The sequence below is a fragment of the Paenibacillus tyrphae genome (genome assembly GCF_024158745.1).
GTDB lineage: Bacteria > Bacillota > Bacilli > Paenibacillales > NBRC-103111 > Paenibacillus_G > Paenibacillus_G tyrfis_A.
In genome coordinates this window covers 260,736-281,360 of sequence record NZ_JAMZAW010000008.1, presented here as the reverse complement: position 1 = coordinate 281,360, position 20,625 = coordinate 260,736, and the positions used below count along the sequence as shown (strand labels likewise).

The following is a 20,625-nucleotide window of genomic DNA, read 5'->3' as shown; positions in this document are numbered from 1 at the left end:
TTTCTGGTCAGTCTACTCTATTAAACGTTAGAAGAGGCCTCGAAGTTGCGAGGAAAATAATAGAATCGTGAATGAGGGTGCCATTGGAGACAAAAAATAACCCTCCAAGCCATCGCTTGAAGGGTCGTTCGGAAGGTCAACCGATATCGGCGACGATTTCGTCTTCCAGCACGAGCTGGATTTGATCCCGGAACACGCGGATATTTTGCTCCTTGAGCAGGTAACGCTCGATCGCTTCCAGCATGTTGGCGGCGATCAGGATCTGGCTGCGGCCTTCGGCGTGCACTTCGGCGGAGAAGCCATGGTCCTCATCCCACATGAGCTCCACTTCGACTTGCGTCGGATGAATCTGCTTTCGTTCGGCGATATTCAGGCATATCGCATTGATAATATCTTGCTCCGATAGTCGCATATCCTGGTAACCTCTTTTATCCTCAAATTAGAAACGCTTCGGTTCTTCCTTGAACTTCTTGCGGTCGCGGAAGTAGACGAAAATTTTGCGGATGACGACGAACAATACGACAAGCGCAAGCACGTTCACCATCAGGCCCAGCAAGTCGCCGAGGAAGCCCATGCCGCCGAACAGGCTTCCGAAGAGAAGACCCGCCAGACCGCCGATCATCAAGCCTTTCATCAGACCGCCGCTGAAAAAGCCTGGTTTCTTTGCCGGCGTGGCCGTCGTGCTGGCCGGCGATTTGGAAGCAGCCGGCTCGGTTTTATTGATACCGTTGTTCGGCGTTTGCGTGGTGTTGGAACTGCTTGGCGTGTAGCTTTTTTTCGAGGACTTGTATCCTTTGGCGTCGACCATACCGGGTGCGGTGAATGAAAACACCAGCATACAAGCCATCAAAATGAGAGACAACTTTTTCAACATCTTTTTGCATCCTCCATCGAATAGAATAGTCTGCCTGCCATAGCTTACTACGTATAATGTGGGCGATGGTTTCAGAATTTAAACGAACTTGTTACAATAGAAGATGAAAAGATGATTTCAATGAACAGAGGGACATTGCGATGCCTAATTATACTGAAGCGTATATTCAATATTTGGTGCACTTCCATGCGGAGCGCGATTATTTCGAATGCCACGAGGTGATGGAAGAATATTGGAAAGAGCATCCGGAAGATCCTTGCAGCGAGGCTTGCGTCGGGCTGATTCAAGTGGCCGTATCGCTTTACCATCAGCGGCGGGGCAACCGGGCTGGGGCGGTCAAAATGCTTGCGAGCTCGCTCCAGCGTTTCAAAGACGAGCAGTTAAAGCAGCTCGGCATCGATGCGGCCGAATTCCGGCTGCGTCTGCAGGCGCGTCTGCGTGAGCTGGATCAGACCGATTTCGTTTATACCGATCTGGACATCCCGCTGCAGGACGAGGCGCTCGCCGTCTTATGCCGTGACGCGTCAGCTCATGTGGAAGCCGAGTGGGGACAGCCGAGCGACTTGAACGATACGTATCTCATCCATAAGCATACACTGCGCGACCGCACTGGCGTCGTAGCGGAGCGCGAGCTGCAGAAGCAGCGCAGGATGGAGCGCAGGTCAACGGGGGACGGCGTATGAGCCGAATGTCCGTAAGCGGCGAGCCGCAGAAAATTATGGTTGTGGACGACGAGCCGCATATCGTCGAAGTCATTCGGCTTTATCTAGAGCATGCGGGCTATGTCCCTATTCTGCACTTCCGGGGCGGAGAGGTGCTGGAGCGGGTGAAGGCCGAAGCGCCCGACCTTGTATTGCTGGACGTCATGCTGCCCGACGTATCGGGCTTTGAGCTGTGCAGTCAGATTCGCAAGCTGCCGGGAGCGGAAGGCGCGACGCCGATTATTTTCCTGACCGCCAAGGGCGAGTCGATCGATAAGCTGCGCGGCTTTAACCTCGGGGTAGACGATTATATCGTCAAGCCGTTCGACCCGAACGAAATGGTGGCGCGGATCAAGGCCGTCCTGCGGCGGGCCGGGCAGCAGGGAACCGCTCCGGCGGTATCGGCGGAGCATGCTTCTAAGCCGCTGGAAGTCGGCAATTTAAGCATCGACCTGGATAAGTACAAGGTAAATTTAGACGGGAGTAGAGTCGACCTGACGCCCAAGGAGATCGAGCTGCTGCATTTTTTGGCCGCCAGCCCCGGCAGGGTGTATACCCGCGAGGATCTGCTCGGGTACGTGTGGAACTTCGATTTCAGCGGCGGCACCCGAACCGTGGACGCCCACGTGAAAAATTTGCGCAAGAAGCTTGGCTCCCATGAGGCCTGGACGATTCAAACGCTGTGGGGCATCGGGTACTCGTTCGAGGTGCGCGGCACATGATCAAGCGGTGGCTGCGCAGCCTGTATATTCAAATTTTTCTTTCCTTTCTCGCCACCTGTGTGCTCGTGTTCGTAGGCTTGGCCGTATTTTGGAATTCTTACTTTACGGATTTTTTCTATAAGGACAAAAAAGAACTGCTGCGCTCGCGTTCCGCCGAAGTCGTCAAGCTGCTGCCTACTTATCAGGAGGGGGCGCTTTCTACAAGAGAACTGCGGCTAGGCAGCCGGATCATCGGCCGCAGCATCAACGGCTCGGTATGGTTGGTCGATGCGAAAGGAATCGTTTTGAACGGCTCGTCGGACCGGGAGGGAACGGTCATTCCGAAGCCGCTCGAGCCGCTGCTCGCAGAAGGACTTAAAGGCGGAAACGGGTATTCGGCAGGGCAGTACAAAGTCGATCCATACGGCGGGGAAGGACTGCTGGCCTATTACACGCCCGCGGAGCTGAACGGTCAGCCGATCGTCATCATGATGCTCGTCCCCGCGCTGGAAAGCAGCGAAGCGCTAAAGGCCATCCGCTGGAATATTTTCGTTCCGCTGCTGTTCTCTTTGGTTGCCGTAGGGGTTATTCTTTTCATCCTGTCTCGCAAGCTGGCCGGTCCCCTTCAGCAGATGAACGATGCGGCGCTTGAAGTGGCGAACGGCGACTTTTCAACGAGAGTACCAGTCTCGTCCAACGACGAGATTGGCGAATTGGCACGCAGTTTTAACTTCATGGTCGATCAGTTGGAGCAGTGGGACGACAACCGCCAGGAGTTCCTGGCCAACGTATCGCATGAGCTACGGTCGCCGCTGACGTCTCTGCGCGGGCTGATCGTCGCAATGAACGACCGGGTGATTCCGCCCGAGAAGTTCTCGCATTATTTGAAAATATGCGATCATGAGGTGCAGCGGCTGCAGCGGCTCGTAGACGATCTGCTCGACCTGGCCCGCATTCAGAACGGAACGGACGTATTCCGGACACGACCCGTTGCGCTGTCGGCCAAGGTGAGCGAGGCGCTGGAGCTGGTGCAGAGCGCCGCTTCCGACAAAGGGCTGCAGATGCGCATGATCGGCCCGAAGCCGGGAACGCCGCTGCTGCGGTGCGAGCTTGATCCCGACCGGTTTGCGCAAATTTTGCTCAACCTGTTATATAACGCAATCCGGTTCACGCCGTCTGGGGGAACGATTACCGTCGAGCTTGCAGCCGAGGGAGGGGAGGCCGTCATCGCCGTGTGCGATACGGGAATCGGCATGAGCGAAAGCGAGCTGCTTCGGATCTGGGACCGGTTCTACAAGGCGGAACCGTCGCGCTCCGGCGATTCGGACGGCACCGGGCTCGGTCTTACCATCGTTAAGCATCTCGTGACGGGGATGAAAGGGTCGATTGCGGCAGCAAGCGAGCTCGGGAAGGGCACGGAATTCCGGATCGCGTTTCCGCTCCTCCCCCCGGAGCGCTTCGGCAGCTAAGGGGGCTGCTGGAAACGATGCGCCTTGTGAAATTGCGAAAAACAAGCTAAGATTTAAAAAACGTCAGCCTAAATCAACTCGAAACCGGCTACACGGAAAATAAGAAGGTACAACAGGAAGGATGAAGTGCGAATGCCGAATTTACTATCCCAGATCATGGAGTACAACCGCTCGTTTGTCGAGGAGCAAAAGTACGAGCCCTACTTAACGTCAAAATTTCCGGATCGGAAATTCGTCATTCTTACTTGCATGGATACGCGTCTTATTGAGCTGCTCCCGGCCAGCATGAATATCAAGAACGGCGACGTGAAGATGATCAAAGCGGCCGGCGGCGTCGTCTCGACTCCGTTCGGCGGCATCATGCGCAGTATTATCGTGGCGATCTATGAGCTGGGCGCGGATGAAGTGCTCGTCATCGGCCATCACGATTGCGGGATGAGCCACTTGAACCCGGAGCGCGTAAAGGAGAAGTTTGTGGCGCGGGGGATTAAAGAGGAGACGCTCAAAACGCTGGAATATTCGGGCCTGAACCTCGAACGATGGCTGCGGGGCTTCGAAGATGTGAAGGAAAGCGTCAAAAGCAGCGTGAATATTATCAAGAACCATCCGCTCGTACCGGACATCCCGGTTCACGGGCTGGTCATCGACCCGTCGACCGGCAAGCTGGATGTCATCGTCAACGGCTACTAAGCCGTTCCCGGAACGAAAAAGGTGAGAAGGCTGTCCGCCTTCTCACCGGTTCGCGACGGCGTTCCGCTTATCGATCAGCCGCATGTTCGCATTGTAGATTTGTCCGCTGCTTTTTAAGATGAAGCAGTAGTTGCTTGCTTGAAAGTCGATCGTCATATTTTCCTCGAAAAACACCTCGTGCTTCCGGTCCATCAGCACTTCGAACGGGTCCCCCGCTACGATAAAATCGTTCCGGTCCGGCTCGTCCGTGATCCACAGCGTCGGTACGCCGCTGACTGCGCATCCGCAGCCCTCTGCATCGTAGACAAGCTTCAGCCGTCCGCCCGCTTGCCGGTCCAGAATCCGCCGGATTTCCGTTACCGCACTATCCGTAAAGATGATTCGCATCGTCACGTCACACTCCTTTCTTGTATATCATACCTCATTTCGGCGATATTTGCTTCTGCTCCGCGAACGAAGTATGATCAATGTATATCTTTGGAAAGGGGAATGCCCGTTGTCGACAGGAAATTTGGAAGCCAAATTGACGGAGTTCAAGCAATATCTGAAAAAGATGAAAAGCTATGAGGAAGCCATCGGACTCATTTATTGGGACATGCGCACAGGCGCGCCGAAGAAAGGGATTGCGGCTAGGTCCGAAGTTGTCGGCGAGCTATCCGGCGAGCTGTTCAAAATGTCGGTGTCGGACGAGATGGGCTCGTTTTTGGACCACTTCACTTCGTCCGGGGTACAGTCGGAGCTGTCGGATATCGACCGTAGAATTGTAAGCGAATGCAAAAAGGAGTACGACCGCAGCAAAAAAATTCCGCCGAAGCTGTATCAGGAATATGTGGTGCTCACCTCGCAGGCGGAATCGGCTTGGGAAGATGCGAAGCATCAGGCCGATTTTCCGGGCTTCCAGCCGTATCTGGAGAAAATCGTCGATATGAACCAGCAGTTTATCGACCTGTGGGGCTACGAAGGACATAAGTACAACACGCTGCTTGATGCGTATGAGCCAGGCATGACCGTAGAGAAGCTCGATCAAGTGTTCGGTGCGCTGCGCGAGCAGGTCGTTCCGCTGCTGTCGGCGATTCAGGAGTCGGCTCACAAGCCGGAAACCGGCTTCTTGAAGCAGACGTTCGACAAGGACAAGCAAAAGAAGTTCAGCTTATACATATTGGAGCAGATGGGCTACGATTTCGAAGCGGGACGCTTGGACGAAACCGTCCATCCGTTTGCGACCGGCCTGAACCCGGGTGACGTGCGGATTACGACGCGCTACCTGCTGAACGATGTGAACAGCGCGCTGTTCGGGACGATCCATGAAGGCGGACATGCGCTCTACGAGCAGAATATTTCGATGGACTTGCTCGGCACACCGCTGTGCACGGGTACGTCGATGGGCATCCACGAATCGCAGTCGCGCTTCTGGGAAAATATGATCGGACGCAGCCGCCCGTTCTGGAACCGTTATTTCCCCGAGCTGCAAAAAAATTACGCCGGCCAATTCGACAAGGTGAGCGTCGAAGATTTTTACCGCGCTACGAACGAAGTAAAGCCATCCCTCATCCGCATCGAGGCCGACGAGCTGACGTACAACCTGCACATTATGGTGCGCTATGAAATCGAGAAGGCGCTGTTCAGCGGTGCCGTGAAAGTCGCCGACCTGCCTGAGGTGTGGAACGAGAAATACCGGGAGTACCTCGGCATCGTGCCTTCCGATAACGGTGAAGGAGTGCTGCAGGACGTGCACTGGTCGGGCGGCATGTTCGGCTACTTCCCGTCGTACGCGCTGGGCAACATGTATGCCGCACAAATTAAACGCACGCTGGAGCAGGAGCTCGGCAACGTGGACGAGCTGGTTCGCGAGGGCAATCTGATTCCGATCAAGGCTTGGTTGGCGGACAAAATTTATCAATACGGCAAAAGCCAGACGCCGACGGAAATCATTACCCGGGTGACGGGCGAGGAGCTGAATCCGTCATACTTGGTCGATTATTTGCGCGTGAAATATTCCGACATTTATAAGCTTTAATCCGATTGCGGGGACACGGTCCCCGCTTTTTTGTTGCCTCGAATGTAACCTTTTGGGTGTTTTTCCAGTCTATTCTTATGTAAGACGATTTTTGGTTCATCCGAAGGGAACAGACGACAAGGAGGCGACAGTGTATGCACAAGGAACTTCAAGCGGACATTGCCATTATCGGCGGAGGTGTCGGAGGCTGCGCGGCCGCATTGGCGGCAGCCCGAATGGGCAGACAAGTCATTCTGACCGAGGAGACGGATTGGATCGGCGGACAGCTGACCAGTCAGGCCGTCCCGCCCGACGAGCACCGCTGGATCGAACAATTCGGCTGCACCCGCAGCTATCGCGAACTTCGCGACGGGGTGCGCGCCTATTATAAGACAAGGTTTCCGGCGACCGCGGAGGCACGCGCGGTCTATTATTTAAATCCCGGCAACGGCGGCGTGAGCCGGCTTTGTGCGGAGCCGAGAGCCTATTTGGCCGTTCTGCAAGACATGCTGGCCCCGTACGTGCACAGCGGCAAGCTCGTCATCATGACCCGGCACCGGCCCGTTGCGGCTGAGATGGACGGCGACAGCGTCCGGTCGGTTACCGTGATCGGGGAGACGGGTCACCGGCATACGATTCGTGCCGCGTATATTTTGGATGCGACCGAGACGGGCGAGCTGCTTCCGCTGACCTGCGCGGAATATGTGACGGGCGCCGAATCCAAGCGGCAGACGGGCGAGCCCCATGCGCTGGAAGGCGCTCCCGATCCGCGGGACATTCAGGCGTTTACCCACTGCTTCGCCATGGATTACAAGGAAGGCGAGAATCATGTAATCGATAAACCGAAGGATTATAACTTCTGGCGAAACTATAAGGCGGATTTTTGGCCGGACAAGCAGTTGAGTTGGGTATCGCCCAATCCGGTCACCTTGGAGCCTGTGGAAGAAACGTTGTTTTGGGGAACGGATAAATATCCGTTGTTTTACTACCGGCGCATCGTCGACAAAGCGAATTTCGCACCCGGCACGTTTCCAAGTGACATCACGCTGGTGAATTGGTCGCAAAACGATTATTGGCTCGGCAACGTGTACGACGTGAAACCGGAGGAAGCGCAGAAGCATGCGCGGCAGGCGAAGCAGCTCAGCTTGTCGCTCCTGTACTGGCTGCAGACGGAAGCTCCCCGCCCGGACGGAGGGGCAGGTTATCCCGGTCTGCGGCTGCGGCCGGATGTGGTCGGTACGGAGGACGGATTGGCCAAATATCCGTACATCCGGGAGTCCAGACGTATCCGAGCGGAGTTCACCGTGCTGGAGCAGCATGTAAGCGCAGCGGTGCGCGGCGAGCAGGGGGCGGTGCCGTTCCCGGATTCCGTCGGAGTTGGCTGCTACCGGATCGACCTGCATCCCAGCATGACGGGCCGCAATTATCTCGACATCTCGTCGCTGCCGTTTCAAATCCCGCTTGGCAGTCTGATCCCGGTCCGACTGGAAAACCTGCTGCCGGCCTGCAAAAATCTCGGCACGACGCATATTACGAACGGCTGCTTCCGGCTGCATCCCGTGGAGTGGAACATCGGGGAGGCTGCGGGGGCGCTGGCCGCTTTTTGCCTGCAAAACGGCTATCAGCCGCGGGAAGTGCGAAATACGCCGGCCAAGCTCGAAGCGTTCCAGAACGCGCTTGGCAATCAAGGGTTTGAATTGGCGTGGCCGAAAATAACAGCCGTTTAACGAACTTTATACAAATAAAATGCTGCTTCGAGGCTGTTTCCGCGGATCTTCCGCGGAAGCGGCCTTTTTTGGCTTCGGCTGACATCCGCTCTCACCATTTTCTAGGCGCGTTCATATGCTGTCATATCTAAAGTTCGTCATGCGTTAAGACGCTGACAGGGAGGGACTGGCCCATGAAAACAAGGCGTCTGGAGAGAGCGGCGGCGCTTATGCTTGTGCTGGTGCTTGCGGCGTGCGCGACGCTCGCAGGCTGCGGTCCGAAGAAAAGCGAGGAGCGGGTAAAGATCCGGATCGGCGAGGTGACCCGGTCGATTTTCTATGCGCCGGAATACGTGGCGGTGGAGAAAGGATTTTTCAAAGAGCAGGGGCTCGATATCGAGCTGACGACGACGTTCGGCGGCGATAAAACGATGACGACGCTGCTGTCGGGCGGGATTGATGTCGCGCTGGTCGGTTCCGAGACGTCGATCTACCTGCACCAGCAAGGTACGGGCGACCCGGTCGTCAACTTCTCGCAATTGACGCAAACCGACGGAACGTTTCTCATGGCGCGCAAGCCGCCCGAAGGCTCGTTCGATTGGAACAAGCTGAAGGGCTCGACCTTCCTCGGGCAACGAAAAGGCGGGATGCCGCAGATGGCCGGCGAATTTACGTTGAAGAAGCACGGCATCCATCCGCAGAACGATTTGAACCTGCTCCAGAACGTGGAGTTCGCCAACATCCCGACGGCTTTCGCCTCGGGTACGGGGGACTACGTGCAGTTGTTCGAGCCTCAGGCATCGATGTTCGAGAAGCAGGGCAAAGGCTACGTCGTCGCTTCCTTCGGGGTGGAGAGCGGCAAGCTGCCTTATACGGTATTTATGGCGAAAAAGAGCTTCATCGGTAAAAACGCGGATACGGTCCAGAAATTCGCCAATGCCGTGCAAAAAGCGCAAAACTGGGTGGAGCAAAGCAGCGTGGATGACATTGCGGCGGCCATCGCCCCCTACTTCCAGGACACGGATAAAGATATCGTTCGCAGCGTAATCAAGCGTTACAAGGACCAAGGCTCGTTTGCCGCCGACGGAATCGTCGACGAACAGGAGTGGAACAACCTGCAGGATGTGATGGAAGCGGCCGGGGAGCTCAAGAAACGCGCCGATTTCAAGACGCTCGTCAACAATCAATTTGCCGAAAAAGCGAAGCAAAATGTGAAGTAGTGTACGCTGTCGTTATGGTCAATGAGGGCGCGGCGGCGCTTCGGGATTACCACTGCAGAGGCTCGAGGTCTGGCTGCGGATACGACGCTCCGAAGGGCCGTCAGACGTCCTCCCGCTGTTTCACAGGCTAAACGCACAAGGAGGGGTCGCCGTATGTATGCCGTGGAGCTGGACGGCGTTTCACAAGTATATGTTAACCGCAAAGGCGCGTTCGTCGCGCTGCAGGATTTGCAGCTCGCGATCACGCCGGGCGAATTCGTCAGTCTCATCGGCCCGAGCGGCTGCGGGAAGACGACCGTGCTGTCGCTAATCAGCGGCTTGCTGACGCCGACTTCGGGAACGGTGCGGGTGCTGGGCGAACCGATTCAAAGACCGACTCCGAAAGTCGGATATATGCTCCAGCAGGATTATTTATTTCCTTGGCGGACGATCTTCGAGAACGCCTCAATCGGTCTCGAATTGCTCGGGCGCTTGAACGCCGCCTCCCGCCAATATGTGCTGGATTTGCTGGATGAAATGGGGCTTGGCGGATATGCCGACCGTTATCCGCACCAGTTGTCCGGGGGCATGCGCCAACGGGTCGCGCTTGTGCGGACGCTTGCGGCGGAACCGGACATCCTGCTGCTGGATGAACCGTTCTCGGCATTGGATTACCAGACCAAGCTCCAACTGGAGGATTTGATCTCTGCAACCTTGAAGGCTCGCGGCAAGACCGCCGTGCTTGTCACCCACGACATTACCGAAGCGATTGCAATGAGCGACCGGATTGTGGTGCTCCAGCCGAATCCCGGACGTGTGCTGACCGAGGCCATTGTGCCGGAGGCTATTCGGGAAGCCCAGCCGCTGCATGCCCGCGAGATTGGGGGCTTTCACGAATTGTTCCGCGAGCTGTGGGGGCGGTTCGAGCAGATGGGCGGGAAAGGAGGCGGGGGACATGGACCGGCGGAAATTTGAGGAGGCGAAGGCAAGCGGGAGTCTATCGTATACGGCTGTGGAAGGAGCCGGCGAACCGTCCGAACGGCCGGAGGATGGAGCTGCAAAGGCCGACGGCTTAACGCCAGGAGCAGTACGATCCGAAAGCTTGGCCGGGCAAGTATACGCGCAGTTTCGCCGGAGCGAGCGCAAGCTGACGACATCTGTGCGCCTGACCCAACTAGCGCTGCTGATCTTGTTTTTCGCAGGTTGGGAAACGGCTAGCCGATTGCAGTGGATTGACGGGCTTCTCTTCAGCTCTCCGACACGTGTCTGGGGGTTGCTGGTTGAGAAAACGGCGGACGGTACGCTGCTCGTGCATACGTGGACTACCGTGTGGGAGACGATCATCGGCTTCGTGCTTGGCACATTGCTCGGCACCGCAATCGCTGCGCTCATCTGGTATTCGCCGTTTCTCTCCCGCGTGCTCGATCCGTATATCGTCGTCCTGAACAGCCTGCCCAAGGTGGCGCTCGGACCTTTGTTTATCGTCGCGCTCGGCCCGGGCATGCTGTCGATCATCGCAACGACGCTCTCGATCACCGTAATCATCACAATTCTGGTCGTGTATAACAGCTTCCGCGAGGTGGACCCGAATCTGCTCAAGGTGGTGTGGATTTTCGGGGGGAACCGGAGCACGGTTTTCCGAAAAGTGATTCTGCCCGCCTCGTATCCGACCATCGTATCTACGCTTAAAGTAAACGTGGGGCTCTCCTGGGTCGGGGTCATCGTCGGCGAGTTTCTCGTTTCCAAGGAAGGACTCGGCTATTTGATCATTTACGGCTTTCAGGTGTTCAATTTTACGCTTGTGATCGGCAGCGTTCTTTTGATTGCCGTGGTCGCGACTTTCATGTATCAAGCCGTTGTCTATTTGGAAGGGAAGCTGACGGGGAGAAATCGAGGCGGCCGGGAATAAATGAACGAGGAGGGCAGATCCTATTTCGGGAAGCCCTCCGTCGTTTTTAAGATGTTAGATTAAGGCGTGACCGGAACGGTTATGTCCAGTTCCGGGAGATACGATTTCTTCAAGGGCTTTTCTTCGCTCATCGTAAAAGTTACTTTCCTGTTGGGATCCAAGGCAGGGAATTGAGCGACAAACGTATCGGTTTCCGTATCGACCAGTTCTTGATCCCAGATGGTGAACGGGTACACTTTGGGACCGAAATAGTCCTGACGTTTCATATTGTCCCTGTCGTTTAAGTAAATCGTTTCACTCTTTTCGTCTTCCAAGATCAACGGGCTGAACTGTTTGCCTTCGGTTTGGTAGTGAACAAGTGTCCGGTCCTTCAAATATTCCACATCGTTAATTTTGATACGCTTCGAATTGCCCACTTCCAGTACAATGGGCTTCTCGGCAGTTGGCTTGCGGTCCAGCGGCACTTTCACCATCGGTCTTACGAGATCTTCGTCCTTTGTAATGACTTTCTCTGTTACGTAGGCGGGCGCGAGCTTGATCGACTCCGGTGCCGTTTTGAAAGGAGTGAACAACATGACGTAGTCTCTCACATACAGGTCTCCTTGCTTCAACCCGCCTGTATGATCTCCGTTATATCCGTAAAACTCAGCAGCAACGCCTTGTTCATTGGTCAATTCGAATGAGGGGTACTTCATCTCGGGATATGTCGTATCGATCGGACGTTTAACCTCGACCTGCACCGCCGTTTGAAGAGGCGACATCACGATTTGCTTGACCGTTACGGTCGTATCGCCGAACGTCTTTGTCGCGTTAGGCGTTATCGTTTTGCTTTTGACTGCGGATTTGACTAACTTAAGATCGAATTCCACTTCTTCAGGGGCGCTTTCGTGCCAATTTTTTCTGTCGGCGATCAGCTTAAGCTTCAGTTTCACATTGGATTGATCCGGGAACTGGCCAAGATTGACCCATTGGAACGTCTGCGAAGCGGTTTGATCGTCGATTTCCTTTTCCAGCATATTCAAGCTTTCGGTAATCTCTTTTCCGTTCAAAACCAACTCGGCGGTCATGAATTTTTTGTTTCCGTCGGGTGTGTGCTGCATGACCCCGATGGCCAGTTGAGCTTCGTCAAGCATGACTTCCGTAACGGTAATTTTTACCCCGTTCTTCGTCACGCTTTGATTGACTGCGGATACGAGACCGCTATCGGCAGCCTTGCGCAAAGCCTTTGAATCGACAAGCTTAAATACGGAATCGACGGGAGAAGCTTGTCTGCTGGATTGTGCGTAAACATTTGTGGGAGGGAGAAAGCCCGTGGCCGTGATCGAAAGGGCAATCATCGCCGCGGCAACCGGGACTGCGGCAATCTGAAATTTGCGCGATTGTTTTTCTTTAACAGTTTTCATTCGTGAAGAGTTCCCTTCTTTATAGGATTTAGGCTGCGTCGGCCATGGTCCGACAGGGCAAGGGGTTCCTGGAATTTCATTGTTTTCCAACCCTTGCACTTTTCAGCCTTCGTGAAGCTGACGGTACGATCGTTAAAAGGTTCCCTAAAAAATAAAAGATTCTCGACAAAGGCGCTTCACTCGTTGAGGATTTTGTCGAAAAACGGTAAGATGTGGGTACATTATTGTATAGACGAATTCAACGACCAGTTGTCGAAGCGAGGAACGCAGCCTATGGGATTTCGAGTCATCAAAACCGCGCTGGCGGTTATCGTATCCATTTTTTTGGCGCAGACGCTCGGATTGCAGTCCCCTCTCTCGGCGGGGCTGCTCGCGGTGTTAGGCGTAGATGTAACGAAAAAGAGAGGACTACAGACGTCGTTTCAGCGCATTGCGGCCTCGATTGTCGGTTTGTTTTTCGGCGCGGGGCTGTTTTGGGCGCTTGGCTTTCACGTGTGGGTGATCGGCGTGTTTATTTTGGTGCTGTATCCGATTTTGAGCCGGCTAAAGCTGAAGGAAGGCATTGTTACCGGCTCGGTCGTCATGTTCCATGTGTTCGCCTCCGGCCGGGTCAACGCGGAGCTGCTGCTGAATGAGATCGCCCTGCTCCTTGTCGGACTCGGCACGGCGACGCTGATCAATATAGGCTATATGCCCAGAGAGGACAAGCTGCTGCAAGAATACAAGCAGCGGGTGGAGCAGCTTTTCTCGCAAATATTTTTGGAACTCTCGCACCATCTGCGAGACAACGGGTACATATGGAGCGGCGCGGAGCTGCTGGAGGCGGACGATACGATCCGCAAGGCGATTCAGGCCGCCCAGCGCGCGAATGAGAACAATTTGTTCGCCGGGGGACCTAATTGGTCGGTTTACTTTTACATGAGGGAAAGGCAGCTGGACGCGATTCAGCGAATGGTGCAGCTTGTTGCCCGCATCTACCAGACGCTGCCGCACGGCGAGCTGTTGGCCCTGGTGTTCGACGGGCTGACGGAGGATGTCAAGGTAGCTCATTATACGGGGCGGAGCGAGAAAAAACTGAACGAGATGGAGCAGCAATTCCGATACATGCCGCTGCCGGCCACGCGGGAGGAATTCGAGGTTCGCGCCGCGCTGCTGCAGCTGGTAGAAGAGCTGAAAGTGTACTTGTCCGTCGCCAAAAAAGAAAAGCGGCCCGTGGAGGAACCGCTGGGGAGAGCCTGATTCTGTTAACCTTCCGACAAACTTAAAAGTAAGAAAAAAAGTTATCACACTAGACGAATGTCCTGCATACAAATGTAATGAATGATTGTATGGAGGAGGTTAGAAGGATGTCATTAGATAAAGATTTGCAGTGCAGAGAGATCTATACGAAGGCAGTCTGTGGCAAAGGACGCAAATTTTCGCAAGTAACTAACACGGTCACTCCGCCTCATGCTCCGACCAGTATTCTGGGTGCTTGGATTATCAACAACCAATACGATGCGGTGAAGTCGGGGGAAAATGTGGAAGTGGTAGGTACTTACGACATCAACATCTGGTATTCGTACGACCGGAATACCAAGACGGATGTCGCGAAAGAAACGGTTTCTTATGTGGAAGTGGTGCCGCTCCACTACCTCGATAAGAAGCATAAACCGTCGACGGCCGAAGTGGCGGCGGTCGCAACGCAAGAACCGAGCTGCGTGGAAGCCAGCATCTCCTCGCATGGAGATAACGTGCTGATCCGCGTCGAGCGGGAGTTCAAGGTTGAAATGTTCGCCGAAACGAAGGTGTGCGTCGTTGTCTGCCCGAACGGCTGCGACGAGTACGACGATAAGCATGTGGACTTCGGCGGTGTGGAAGACGGCGATTTTGAGGATCTCGACCCCGATCTGCTTGATGAGGAATTGAGCTGATTTGTTGTTAATATATGCCGAACGGTCGCACGTTGGAGAGGGCGTTTGCCCTCTTTTTTGTTGGTTGAACCCAATTATTTTTTGCCCCAAGAACGGCGGCATAAGCCAGGGACGGCACTTAACTTGTGAGGGAGGTGAATCGGCATGCGCGCATTTTTGCTGCACTCCGGCGAGCCGACGCTCGGTCTGCTGCTGGAGCGGCTTCGCATTCCGCACGGAACGCAAGCGCCGGAAGGAGCCAAAGAGCCGGGCGTTACGATCCATTGGGGTACCTATCATCCGGACCGTAGAGACAGAGAGGTGCTGCAGCCGGTGAAAAGCATGCTGCTGGCGGCGAACGCGCGCCGTGCCGCGGAGCTGCTGGAGCTGCACGGGATCAATTGCGTCTTCGAGATGCATGAGGCCGGCGACGCGAGACAAACAGGAAGTGCGGGTGGCGGAGGACGCCGTCAAGACAACCGTTGGTCGCACCGGTTCGTCGTACCGGTTTTTCACCTGCAGGCGATCTCTCTGTTCCATAAGCCGCAGACCGTGTTTTACGGAGGCCAGGCTAGGGAGAGCCTTGCGGCGCGTGAAGGGGATGAAGCCGATTATACGGAAATCGGGCGGGAGCAGCCGAACTATTACGGCGCCAAAGCGATGCGCGAAGCGGTAAAAACGGTCTATGCGCTCGGGCTCGATTACGGCGTGGTACGGATCGGGGTGAGGCCGGACGGCAGCCTCGCGGTGCGCGGCGTGGAGGCGGTGCCGCTCTTGACTCCGCGGCTGGCCGAGTTGTTCGCGGAAGCGATGAACCGATACGGCGAGCCGTTGACAGAAGAGACGGCTACGAAACACAAGGACGTCATGCTGGGCGCGGACCCAGAATTTTTGCTGCTTAACCGGCAGGGAAAGGTGACGTTCGCCTCCCGGTTCGCGGAGAAGGACGGACCGTTCGGCTGCGATTCGATCGTTCTGCCCGGCCGAAGAAAAATATTCGCGCTCGCCGAGCTGCGTCCGCAGCCGAGCACGGATGTGCGTGAACTGGTCATTCATTTGCACCGGACGATGCAACTTGCGGCCAAGCGCATCTCCGATACCGAACTGATCTGGGTGGCGGGCGGTATGCCGGTCCGCGGTTTTCCGCTAGGCGGCCATATTCATTTCAGCGGCGTAGAGCTGAGCAGCCGGCTGCTTCGCGTGCTGGACAACTATGTGGCGCTGCCGCTGACGCTGCTGGAGGGGGAGACGACGGGGGCGCGCAAGCCGCGGTACGGATTTCTCGGCGACTTCCGCCGTCAGAAGCACGGCGGCTTCGAATACCGCGTGCTGCCGAGCTGGATGGTATCGCCTGCGGTGACGAAGGGCGTGCTGGCGCTGGCAAAGCTTGTGGCCGGGAACGACCGCGCGCTGAAGCAGCGGCCTCTGTCCGACCCGGAGATTGTAAAGGCGTATTACCGCGGCGACAAGGAACGCATCCGGCTGCTCCTGCCTTCGCTTTGGAGAGATTTGGAGAGAATACCGGAGTACGGGCGTTACGAGAGCTATTTATTGCCGCTTCGGCGCATGATGCTCCGCATGAAATCATGGAACGAACAAGAGGATATCCGTCCCAAGTGGAAAATCTCTCCCTTCCGATAGAGGATGGGAGTTCTCTAGCGATTCGTGCTATAATGATGAAATGATAGAATAGCATGATACATATGGGAGCGAAACGTGTCGGACGCTTGGTGCCGGATTCGGCAAGCGGACGTGTAGACGCAAACAGGCAGTTGGAGGATGAAGCATGGCCAAATATACGCCAATGATCGAACAATATCTTTCCGTAAAGGCGGAGGTGCCGGACGCCTTTTTATTTTTCCGTTTGGGCGATTTCTATGAAATGTTTTTCGATGACGCCGTGCTGGCCGCGCGGGAGCTAGAAATAACGCTGACCGGCCGAGATGGCGGCGGGGAAGAGCGCATCCCGATGTGCGGCGTGCCTTACCATTCGGCGGAAAATTATATTGCGCGCTTAGTTGAAAAAGGGTACAAAGTCGCCATTTGCGAGCAGGTCGAGGACCCAGCGGAAGCCAAAGGCGTCGTGCGCCGGGAAATCGTCCGGATCGTGACGCCGGGGACGGTGATGGATGCCCGCTCGCTTAGCGAGACGGTGAACAACTATATCGTCGCGGTCGTCTTCACCGGCGGAGGGTACGGCTTTGCCGCTTGCGACATTTCCACCGGCGAGCTGTATGTGACGCGGCTTTCGGGTTCGTTCGAGCTGCTGCTTGACGAGCTCAACGCTTATAATCCATCGGAGCTGCTCGGCAGCGAGGCGGTGCTGGAGCAAATCCGGGGCGGTTCGTCCGCTTGGCTGAAAACCGCGGTCATGACGCCGCGCGAGCCCGTATCCGGAGGCGGCTTGGCGCCGGAAGGGCTGTTCTCGGAGAAGCAGCTGGCGTCCTTGCCGGAAGGCGGCCGGGAAACACTCGCACTTTTGATGGGTTACTTGCAGGAGACGCAAAAGCGCTCGTTATCGCATATCAAGCATATCCGGGTCTACGAGCCGAATCAGTATATGGTGATGGACCCGTTTACCCGCCGCAATCTGGAGCTGGTGGAAACGGTCCGCGACCGTTCCAAGAAAGGGACACTGCTCTGGCTGCTGGACAATACCGTCACGGCGATGGGTGGGCGGCTGCTTCGCCGCTGGATCGAAAAGCCGCTGATGAATGCGGCGCACATCAACGACCGCCTGGAAGCGGTGGACCGGCTGTACAACCAGCTGATTGTGCGCGACGAGCTGAAGCAGGCGCTCAAGGAAGTGTACGATCTGGAGCGCCTTACGGCGCGCATCGCGTACGGCAGCGCCAACGCGCGCGACTTGGTCGCGCTCAAGGTGTCGCTGCAGCAGGTGCCTGCGCTTCGTAAGCAATGTGAAGCAAGCGGCTCCCGCACGCTTGCGGCTTTGGCGGCGCGGATCGACCCGTGCCAGGATTTGATGACATGGATTGCGGAAGCAATTGTGGACGAGCCGCCCGTCTCCGTCCGCGACGGGGGGATGATCCGGGCCGGGCTCAGCGCCCGCCTGGACCAACTGCGCGAAGCGAGCGCGAATGGCAAGCAGTGGCTTGCCGAGCTGGAGAAGCAGGAGCGGGAGCGGACGGGCATCAAATCGTTGAAGATCGGCTTCAACAAAGTGTTCGGCTATTTTATCGAAGTGACAAAATCCAATCTATCCCAACTTGAAGAAGGCCGGTACGAGCGGAAGCAGACGTTGACCAACGCCGAGCGGTTCGTGACCCCGGAGCTGAAAGAGAAGGAAGCGTTGATCCTTGAAGCGCAGGAAAGCATGGTTGATCTCGAGTACGAGCTGTTCGTGGGTCTGCGGGACCAGCTTGCTTCGTATATTCCACGGCTGCAGCAGCTGGCCGAGCTGATCGCGACGGTGGACGTGTACCAGTCGCTCGCTCACGTGAGCGCTTCGAACCGGTTCACCCGTCCGGAAATCGGCGACTTTTACGCGCTGGAAATCGAGGAGGGGCGTCACCCTGTGGTGGAAGCCGTACTGGAGGACGGCGTGTTTATCGCCAACGAGACGAAGCTGACCCGAGAAGACGGCAACATGCTGCTGATCACTGGTCCGAACATGGCCGGAAAAAGCACGTACATGCGTCAGGTGGCGATGATATGCCTGATGGCGCAGATCGGCTGCTTCGTTCCGGCGAAGTGGGCGAAAGTGCCGGTGATCGACCGTATTTTCACGCGCATCGGAGCGGCAGACGATCTGATCGGCGGCCAGAGCACGTTCATGGTCGAGATGATGGACATTCAAGTGATGACCGAAAAAGCGACGGAGCGGAGCTTGGTCATCATCGACGAACTGGGCCGGGGCACCTCGACGGGAGAAGGGATGTCGATCGCCCAAGCGGTCATCGAATTTCTGCACGATAAAATCGGCTGCAAAACGCTCGTTTCGACACATTTTCACGAGCTGGCGCATCTGGAGGAAAGCCTCGGCGGCCTGCGCAATTACTGCATGGCGGTCAAGGAGAGCGGCAAGCAGGTTACGTTCCTGCGCCGCCTGATCCGTGGGGCCGCGAGCACGAGCTACGGCATCTATTGCGCACAGATCGCCGGTCTGCCCGCCAGCATCATCGAGCGCTCTTACGAGCTGCTGCATACGTTCGAAGCGCGGACGGAGCTGCTGCAAGGCCGGCTTCAACCGGCGGCTGGCAGCGCGAACGAGCAAGATGGCGGACAGCCCGAGACGGCGGCTCCGAACGGAGCGGAGACGATCGCGGAGGCATCTGCGCCGGATGCGCAAGCGGCCATCCAGTATACCGTGGACGCCACTATCCCGGCCGTGCAGCTTCAAGCGGAACGGCTGGACGCGGCAACGAAGGAGCCTGAAGTAGGGGACATCGTGCAGCTCAGCTTGTTCGCCGTCCACGAAGCGAAGCCCGAGAAGCTATCCAAGCGCGACGCCAAAGCGGACAAGGTGCTGGAGCAGCTGCGCTCGGCCGATCTAATGAACATGACGCCGATGACGGCGATGAATTTTTTATACGAGTTGAAGAAACAGCTGCCTAATTAAGTGTTATCCATTACTTCGAGAAGAGGAACCTTGATGAATATTTCCAAAAAATTTCCAAAGTGGCATCGACAAACCGTTTCGACAATGCTGGCGTTAACGCTGTTGATTCCTGCCGCTTCGCCGGTGCTTGCCGCAGACGCGAAGTCGGCGGCAGCCGAACGGATCGTCGAAGTGCTGGACGCGCTGGAGAAAAACCATGTAAGCGGGCCGAAGGCGGACAAGCTCTCCGAAACGGGCATCCGGGCGATGGTAGAGTCGCTGGGGGACCCCTATACGCAATATTTCACGCCGGAGCAGCTGCAATCGTTCGAGGATGCGGTCCAAAACCAATATGTAGGCATTGGCGTGCGGGTAGGCATGGAGGAGGAAGGCGTATACGTTGCCGACGTATTCGCCGGTTCTCCGGCGAAGGAAGCTGGAATGCTTCGTGGCGACATCATCGTGAAGGTCGGCGACGAACCGGCGGCCGACAAAAAGATCGACGAAGTAACGTCCAAAATTTTGGGCCCGGTCGATACGGAGGTTCGCTTGCAGGTATTGCGTGACGGGCAAACGAAAGAGCTGACCGTCAAACGGAAGAAGGTGCAGATTCCGACGGTCGTCGCCAAACGGTTCCAGAACGTTGGATATATCGAAGTCGCCAGCTTCTCCAGCGATGCCGATGAGCTGGTCAGCAAAGAACTGAGCGCGCTTAAAGCACAAGGCATCCAAAGTCTGATCGTCGACCTTCGCGACAATCCGGGCGGTTTGCTCGAAACCGCGCAGCAGCTTGCCCGACTGTTCGTCAAGCAGGGGACGCTCATTCATACGCGCGACCGTAACGGCGTCGATCAGCCGGTTGAATTCGCAAACGGGACGACGCAGCCGTTCCCCGTCTTTTTCCTGGTGAACGGGAACAGTGCGAGCGCCTCGGAGGTGCTGACGGGAGCGCTGCAGGACTACGGCGCGATTACGGCGATTGGCACGAAAACGTTCGGAAAAGGAAGCGTGCAAAACGTCATTCCGCTGAAATCGGGCGGCGCGATCAAAGTGACGATTGAGGAATATTTGACGCCAAAGCTGCGCAAGGTGAACCAGGTCGGCCTTGAGCCGGACAAAAAGGTCGAAGGCGCGATGGCGCAGCTGCTGACGGCGATTCGCACCGCAGGCGCCAGCCGGATTGACTTGACGCTGGACCGGCACAGCGCGACAGTGAACGGCACGGAAGTTCAGGACTCGTTCGATGTTATCCGCGAGAACGGGCAAACATATGTTCCGGCACGCGTCATGGCAGCTCTTCTGGGCGCGAGCGTCGAGTGGAACGAAGCCGCAAGATCGGTTCAGCTTGTAGCAGGGGATGCCAAAACTTCGTACACGCCGGCTGTGGCCGATTTTGTGCTCAAGAACGGTACGGGCTACCTCAACGTAGCGCAGACGGCCGCGGCCTTTAACGGCCTGAACTGGAAGGACGACGGCAAAACGTTGACACTGGGTGCGAACTGATTTCGGAATGGCCCTATGAAGCAG

At 56.3% G+C, this 20,625-nt stretch carries 18 protein-coding genes; 14 read left to right on the top strand and 4 right to left on the bottom strand.

Features of this window, described 5'->3' with window-relative positions; translation table 11 throughout:
- Positions 1 to 136: 136 nt before the first annotated feature.
- Both NI000_RS14405 and NI000_RS14400 read right to left on the bottom strand, forming a co-directional pair.
- The gene (locus NI000_RS14405) at positions 137 to 412 is read right to left on the bottom strand and encodes a YxcD family protein (RefSeq protein ID WP_036685355.1); all 276 of its coding nucleotides are present in this window, start codon (positions 410 to 412) and stop codon (positions 137 to 139) included.
- A gap of 27 nt (positions 413 to 439) precedes the next feature.
- Complete coding sequence (locus NI000_RS14400; protein WP_253411599.1) at positions 440 to 874, bottom strand: hypothetical protein; 435 nt, start codon at positions 872 to 874, stop codon at positions 440 to 442.
- Positions 875 to 1,014: 140 nt separating this feature from the next.
- On the opposite strand from NI000_RS14400, the gene NI000_RS14395 reads away from it, so the two are divergent.
- The 4 genes from NI000_RS14395 to NI000_RS14380 all read left to right on the top strand — a co-directional run bounded on the left by NI000_RS14395 (position 1,015) and on the right by NI000_RS14380 (position 4,435).
- Entirely contained in the window at positions 1,015 to 1,557 is a 543-nt protein-coding gene (locus NI000_RS14395) for a DUF309 domain-containing protein (protein ID WP_253411597.1), read from the top strand.
- On the top strand, positions 1,554 to 2,297 hold the full coding sequence (locus NI000_RS14390) for a response regulator transcription factor (protein ID WP_375540973.1): 744 nt from the start codon (positions 1,554 to 1,556) through the stop codon (positions 2,295 to 2,297). The genes NI000_RS14395 and NI000_RS14390 overlap by 4 nt, the downstream gene beginning before the upstream one ends.
- Complete coding sequence (locus NI000_RS14385; protein WP_253411595.1) at positions 2,294 to 3,745, top strand: sensor histidine kinase; 1,452 nt, start codon at positions 2,294 to 2,296, stop codon at positions 3,743 to 3,745. The genes NI000_RS14390 and NI000_RS14385 overlap by 4 nt, the downstream gene beginning before the upstream one ends.
- A gap of 132 nt (positions 3,746 to 3,877) precedes the next feature.
- Positions 3,878 to 4,435 (top strand): beta-class carbonic anhydrase, encoded by a 558-nt coding sequence (locus NI000_RS14380; RefSeq protein ID WP_010499331.1) that lies wholly within the window; start codon positions 3,878 to 3,880, stop codon positions 4,433 to 4,435.
- Between the two features lie 42 nt (positions 4,436 to 4,477).
- Here NI000_RS14380 and NI000_RS14375 read toward each other — a convergent pair whose 3' ends face one another.
- Positions 4,478 to 4,822 (bottom strand): iron-sulfur cluster biosynthesis family protein, encoded by a 345-nt coding sequence (locus tag NI000_RS14375; RefSeq protein ID WP_253411650.1) that lies wholly within the window; start codon positions 4,820 to 4,822, stop codon positions 4,478 to 4,480.
- Between the two features lie 109 nt (positions 4,823 to 4,931).
- Between NI000_RS14375 and NI000_RS14370 the strand changes: the two genes are divergently transcribed.
- The 5 genes from NI000_RS14370 (at position 4,932) to NI000_RS14350 (ending at position 11,245) form a co-directional block, all read left to right on the top strand.
- Positions 4,932 to 6,452, top strand: coding sequence for a carboxypeptidase M32 (locus NI000_RS14370; RefSeq protein ID WP_301292490.1), 1,521 nt, complete (start codon positions 4,932 to 4,934; stop codon positions 6,450 to 6,452).
- A gap of 134 nt (positions 6,453 to 6,586) precedes the next feature.
- Complete coding sequence (locus NI000_RS14365) at positions 6,587 to 8,158, top strand: FAD-dependent oxidoreductase (protein ID WP_253411594.1); 1,572 nt, start codon at positions 6,587 to 6,589, stop codon at positions 8,156 to 8,158.
- Between the two features lie 173 nt (positions 8,159 to 8,331).
- The gene (locus tag NI000_RS14360; protein ID WP_253411592.1) at positions 8,332 to 9,357 is read left to right on the top strand and encodes an ABC transporter substrate-binding protein; all 1,026 of its coding nucleotides are present in this window, start codon (positions 8,332 to 8,334) and stop codon (positions 9,355 to 9,357) included.
- Between the two features lie 153 nt (positions 9,358 to 9,510).
- On the top strand, positions 9,511 to 10,311 hold the full coding sequence (locus tag NI000_RS14355) for an ABC transporter ATP-binding protein (protein WP_253411590.1): 801 nt from the start codon (positions 9,511 to 9,513) through the stop codon (positions 10,309 to 10,311).
- A complete protein-coding gene (locus NI000_RS14350) occupies positions 10,292 to 11,245 on the top strand; it encodes an ABC transporter permease (RefSeq protein ID WP_253411589.1) in 954 nt (317 codons plus the stop codon). The genes NI000_RS14355 and NI000_RS14350 overlap by 20 nt, the downstream gene beginning before the upstream one ends.
- A 59-nt stretch (positions 11,246 to 11,304) precedes the next feature.
- Here the strand turns inward: NI000_RS14350 and NI000_RS14345 are convergent, their stop codons facing one another.
- A complete protein-coding gene (locus NI000_RS14345; protein WP_253411587.1) occupies positions 11,305 to 12,648 on the bottom strand; it encodes a DUF4179 domain-containing protein in 1,344 nt (447 codons plus the stop codon).
- Positions 12,649 to 12,921: 273 nt separating this feature from the next.
- On the opposite strand from NI000_RS14345, the gene NI000_RS14340 reads away from it, so the two are divergent.
- The 5 genes from NI000_RS14340 (at position 12,922) to NI000_RS14320 (ending at position 20,601) form a co-directional block, all read left to right on the top strand.
- Positions 12,922 to 13,887: an aromatic acid exporter family protein gene (locus NI000_RS14340; protein WP_253411585.1), complete on the top strand. Its 966-nt coding sequence runs from the start codon at positions 12,922 to 12,924 to the stop codon at positions 13,885 to 13,887.
- Positions 13,888 to 13,994: 107 nt separating this feature from the next.
- The gene (locus tag NI000_RS14335) at positions 13,995 to 14,561 is read left to right on the top strand and encodes an outer spore coat protein CotE (protein ID WP_253411583.1); all 567 of its coding nucleotides are present in this window, start codon (positions 13,995 to 13,997) and stop codon (positions 14,559 to 14,561) included.
- 144 nt (positions 14,562 to 14,705) lie between these two features.
- Positions 14,706 to 16,181 (top strand): putative amidoligase domain-containing protein, encoded by a 1,476-nt coding sequence (locus NI000_RS14330; RefSeq protein ID WP_253411581.1) that lies wholly within the window; start codon positions 14,706 to 14,708, stop codon positions 16,179 to 16,181.
- Positions 16,182 to 16,326: 145 nt separating this feature from the next.
- Entirely contained in the window at positions 16,327 to 19,119 is a 2,793-nt protein-coding gene (gene mutS / locus NI000_RS14325) for a DNA mismatch repair protein MutS (protein WP_253411579.1), read from the top strand.
- A 33-nt stretch (positions 19,120 to 19,152) separates the two neighbouring features.
- Positions 19,153 to 20,601 carry a S41 family peptidase gene (locus NI000_RS14320; RefSeq protein WP_253411577.1) on the top strand — a complete coding sequence of 483 codons (1,449 nt, stop codon included), beginning with the start codon at positions 19,153 to 19,155 and terminating at the stop codon, positions 20,599 to 20,601.
- Positions 20,602 to 20,625: the final 24 nt, after the last annotated feature.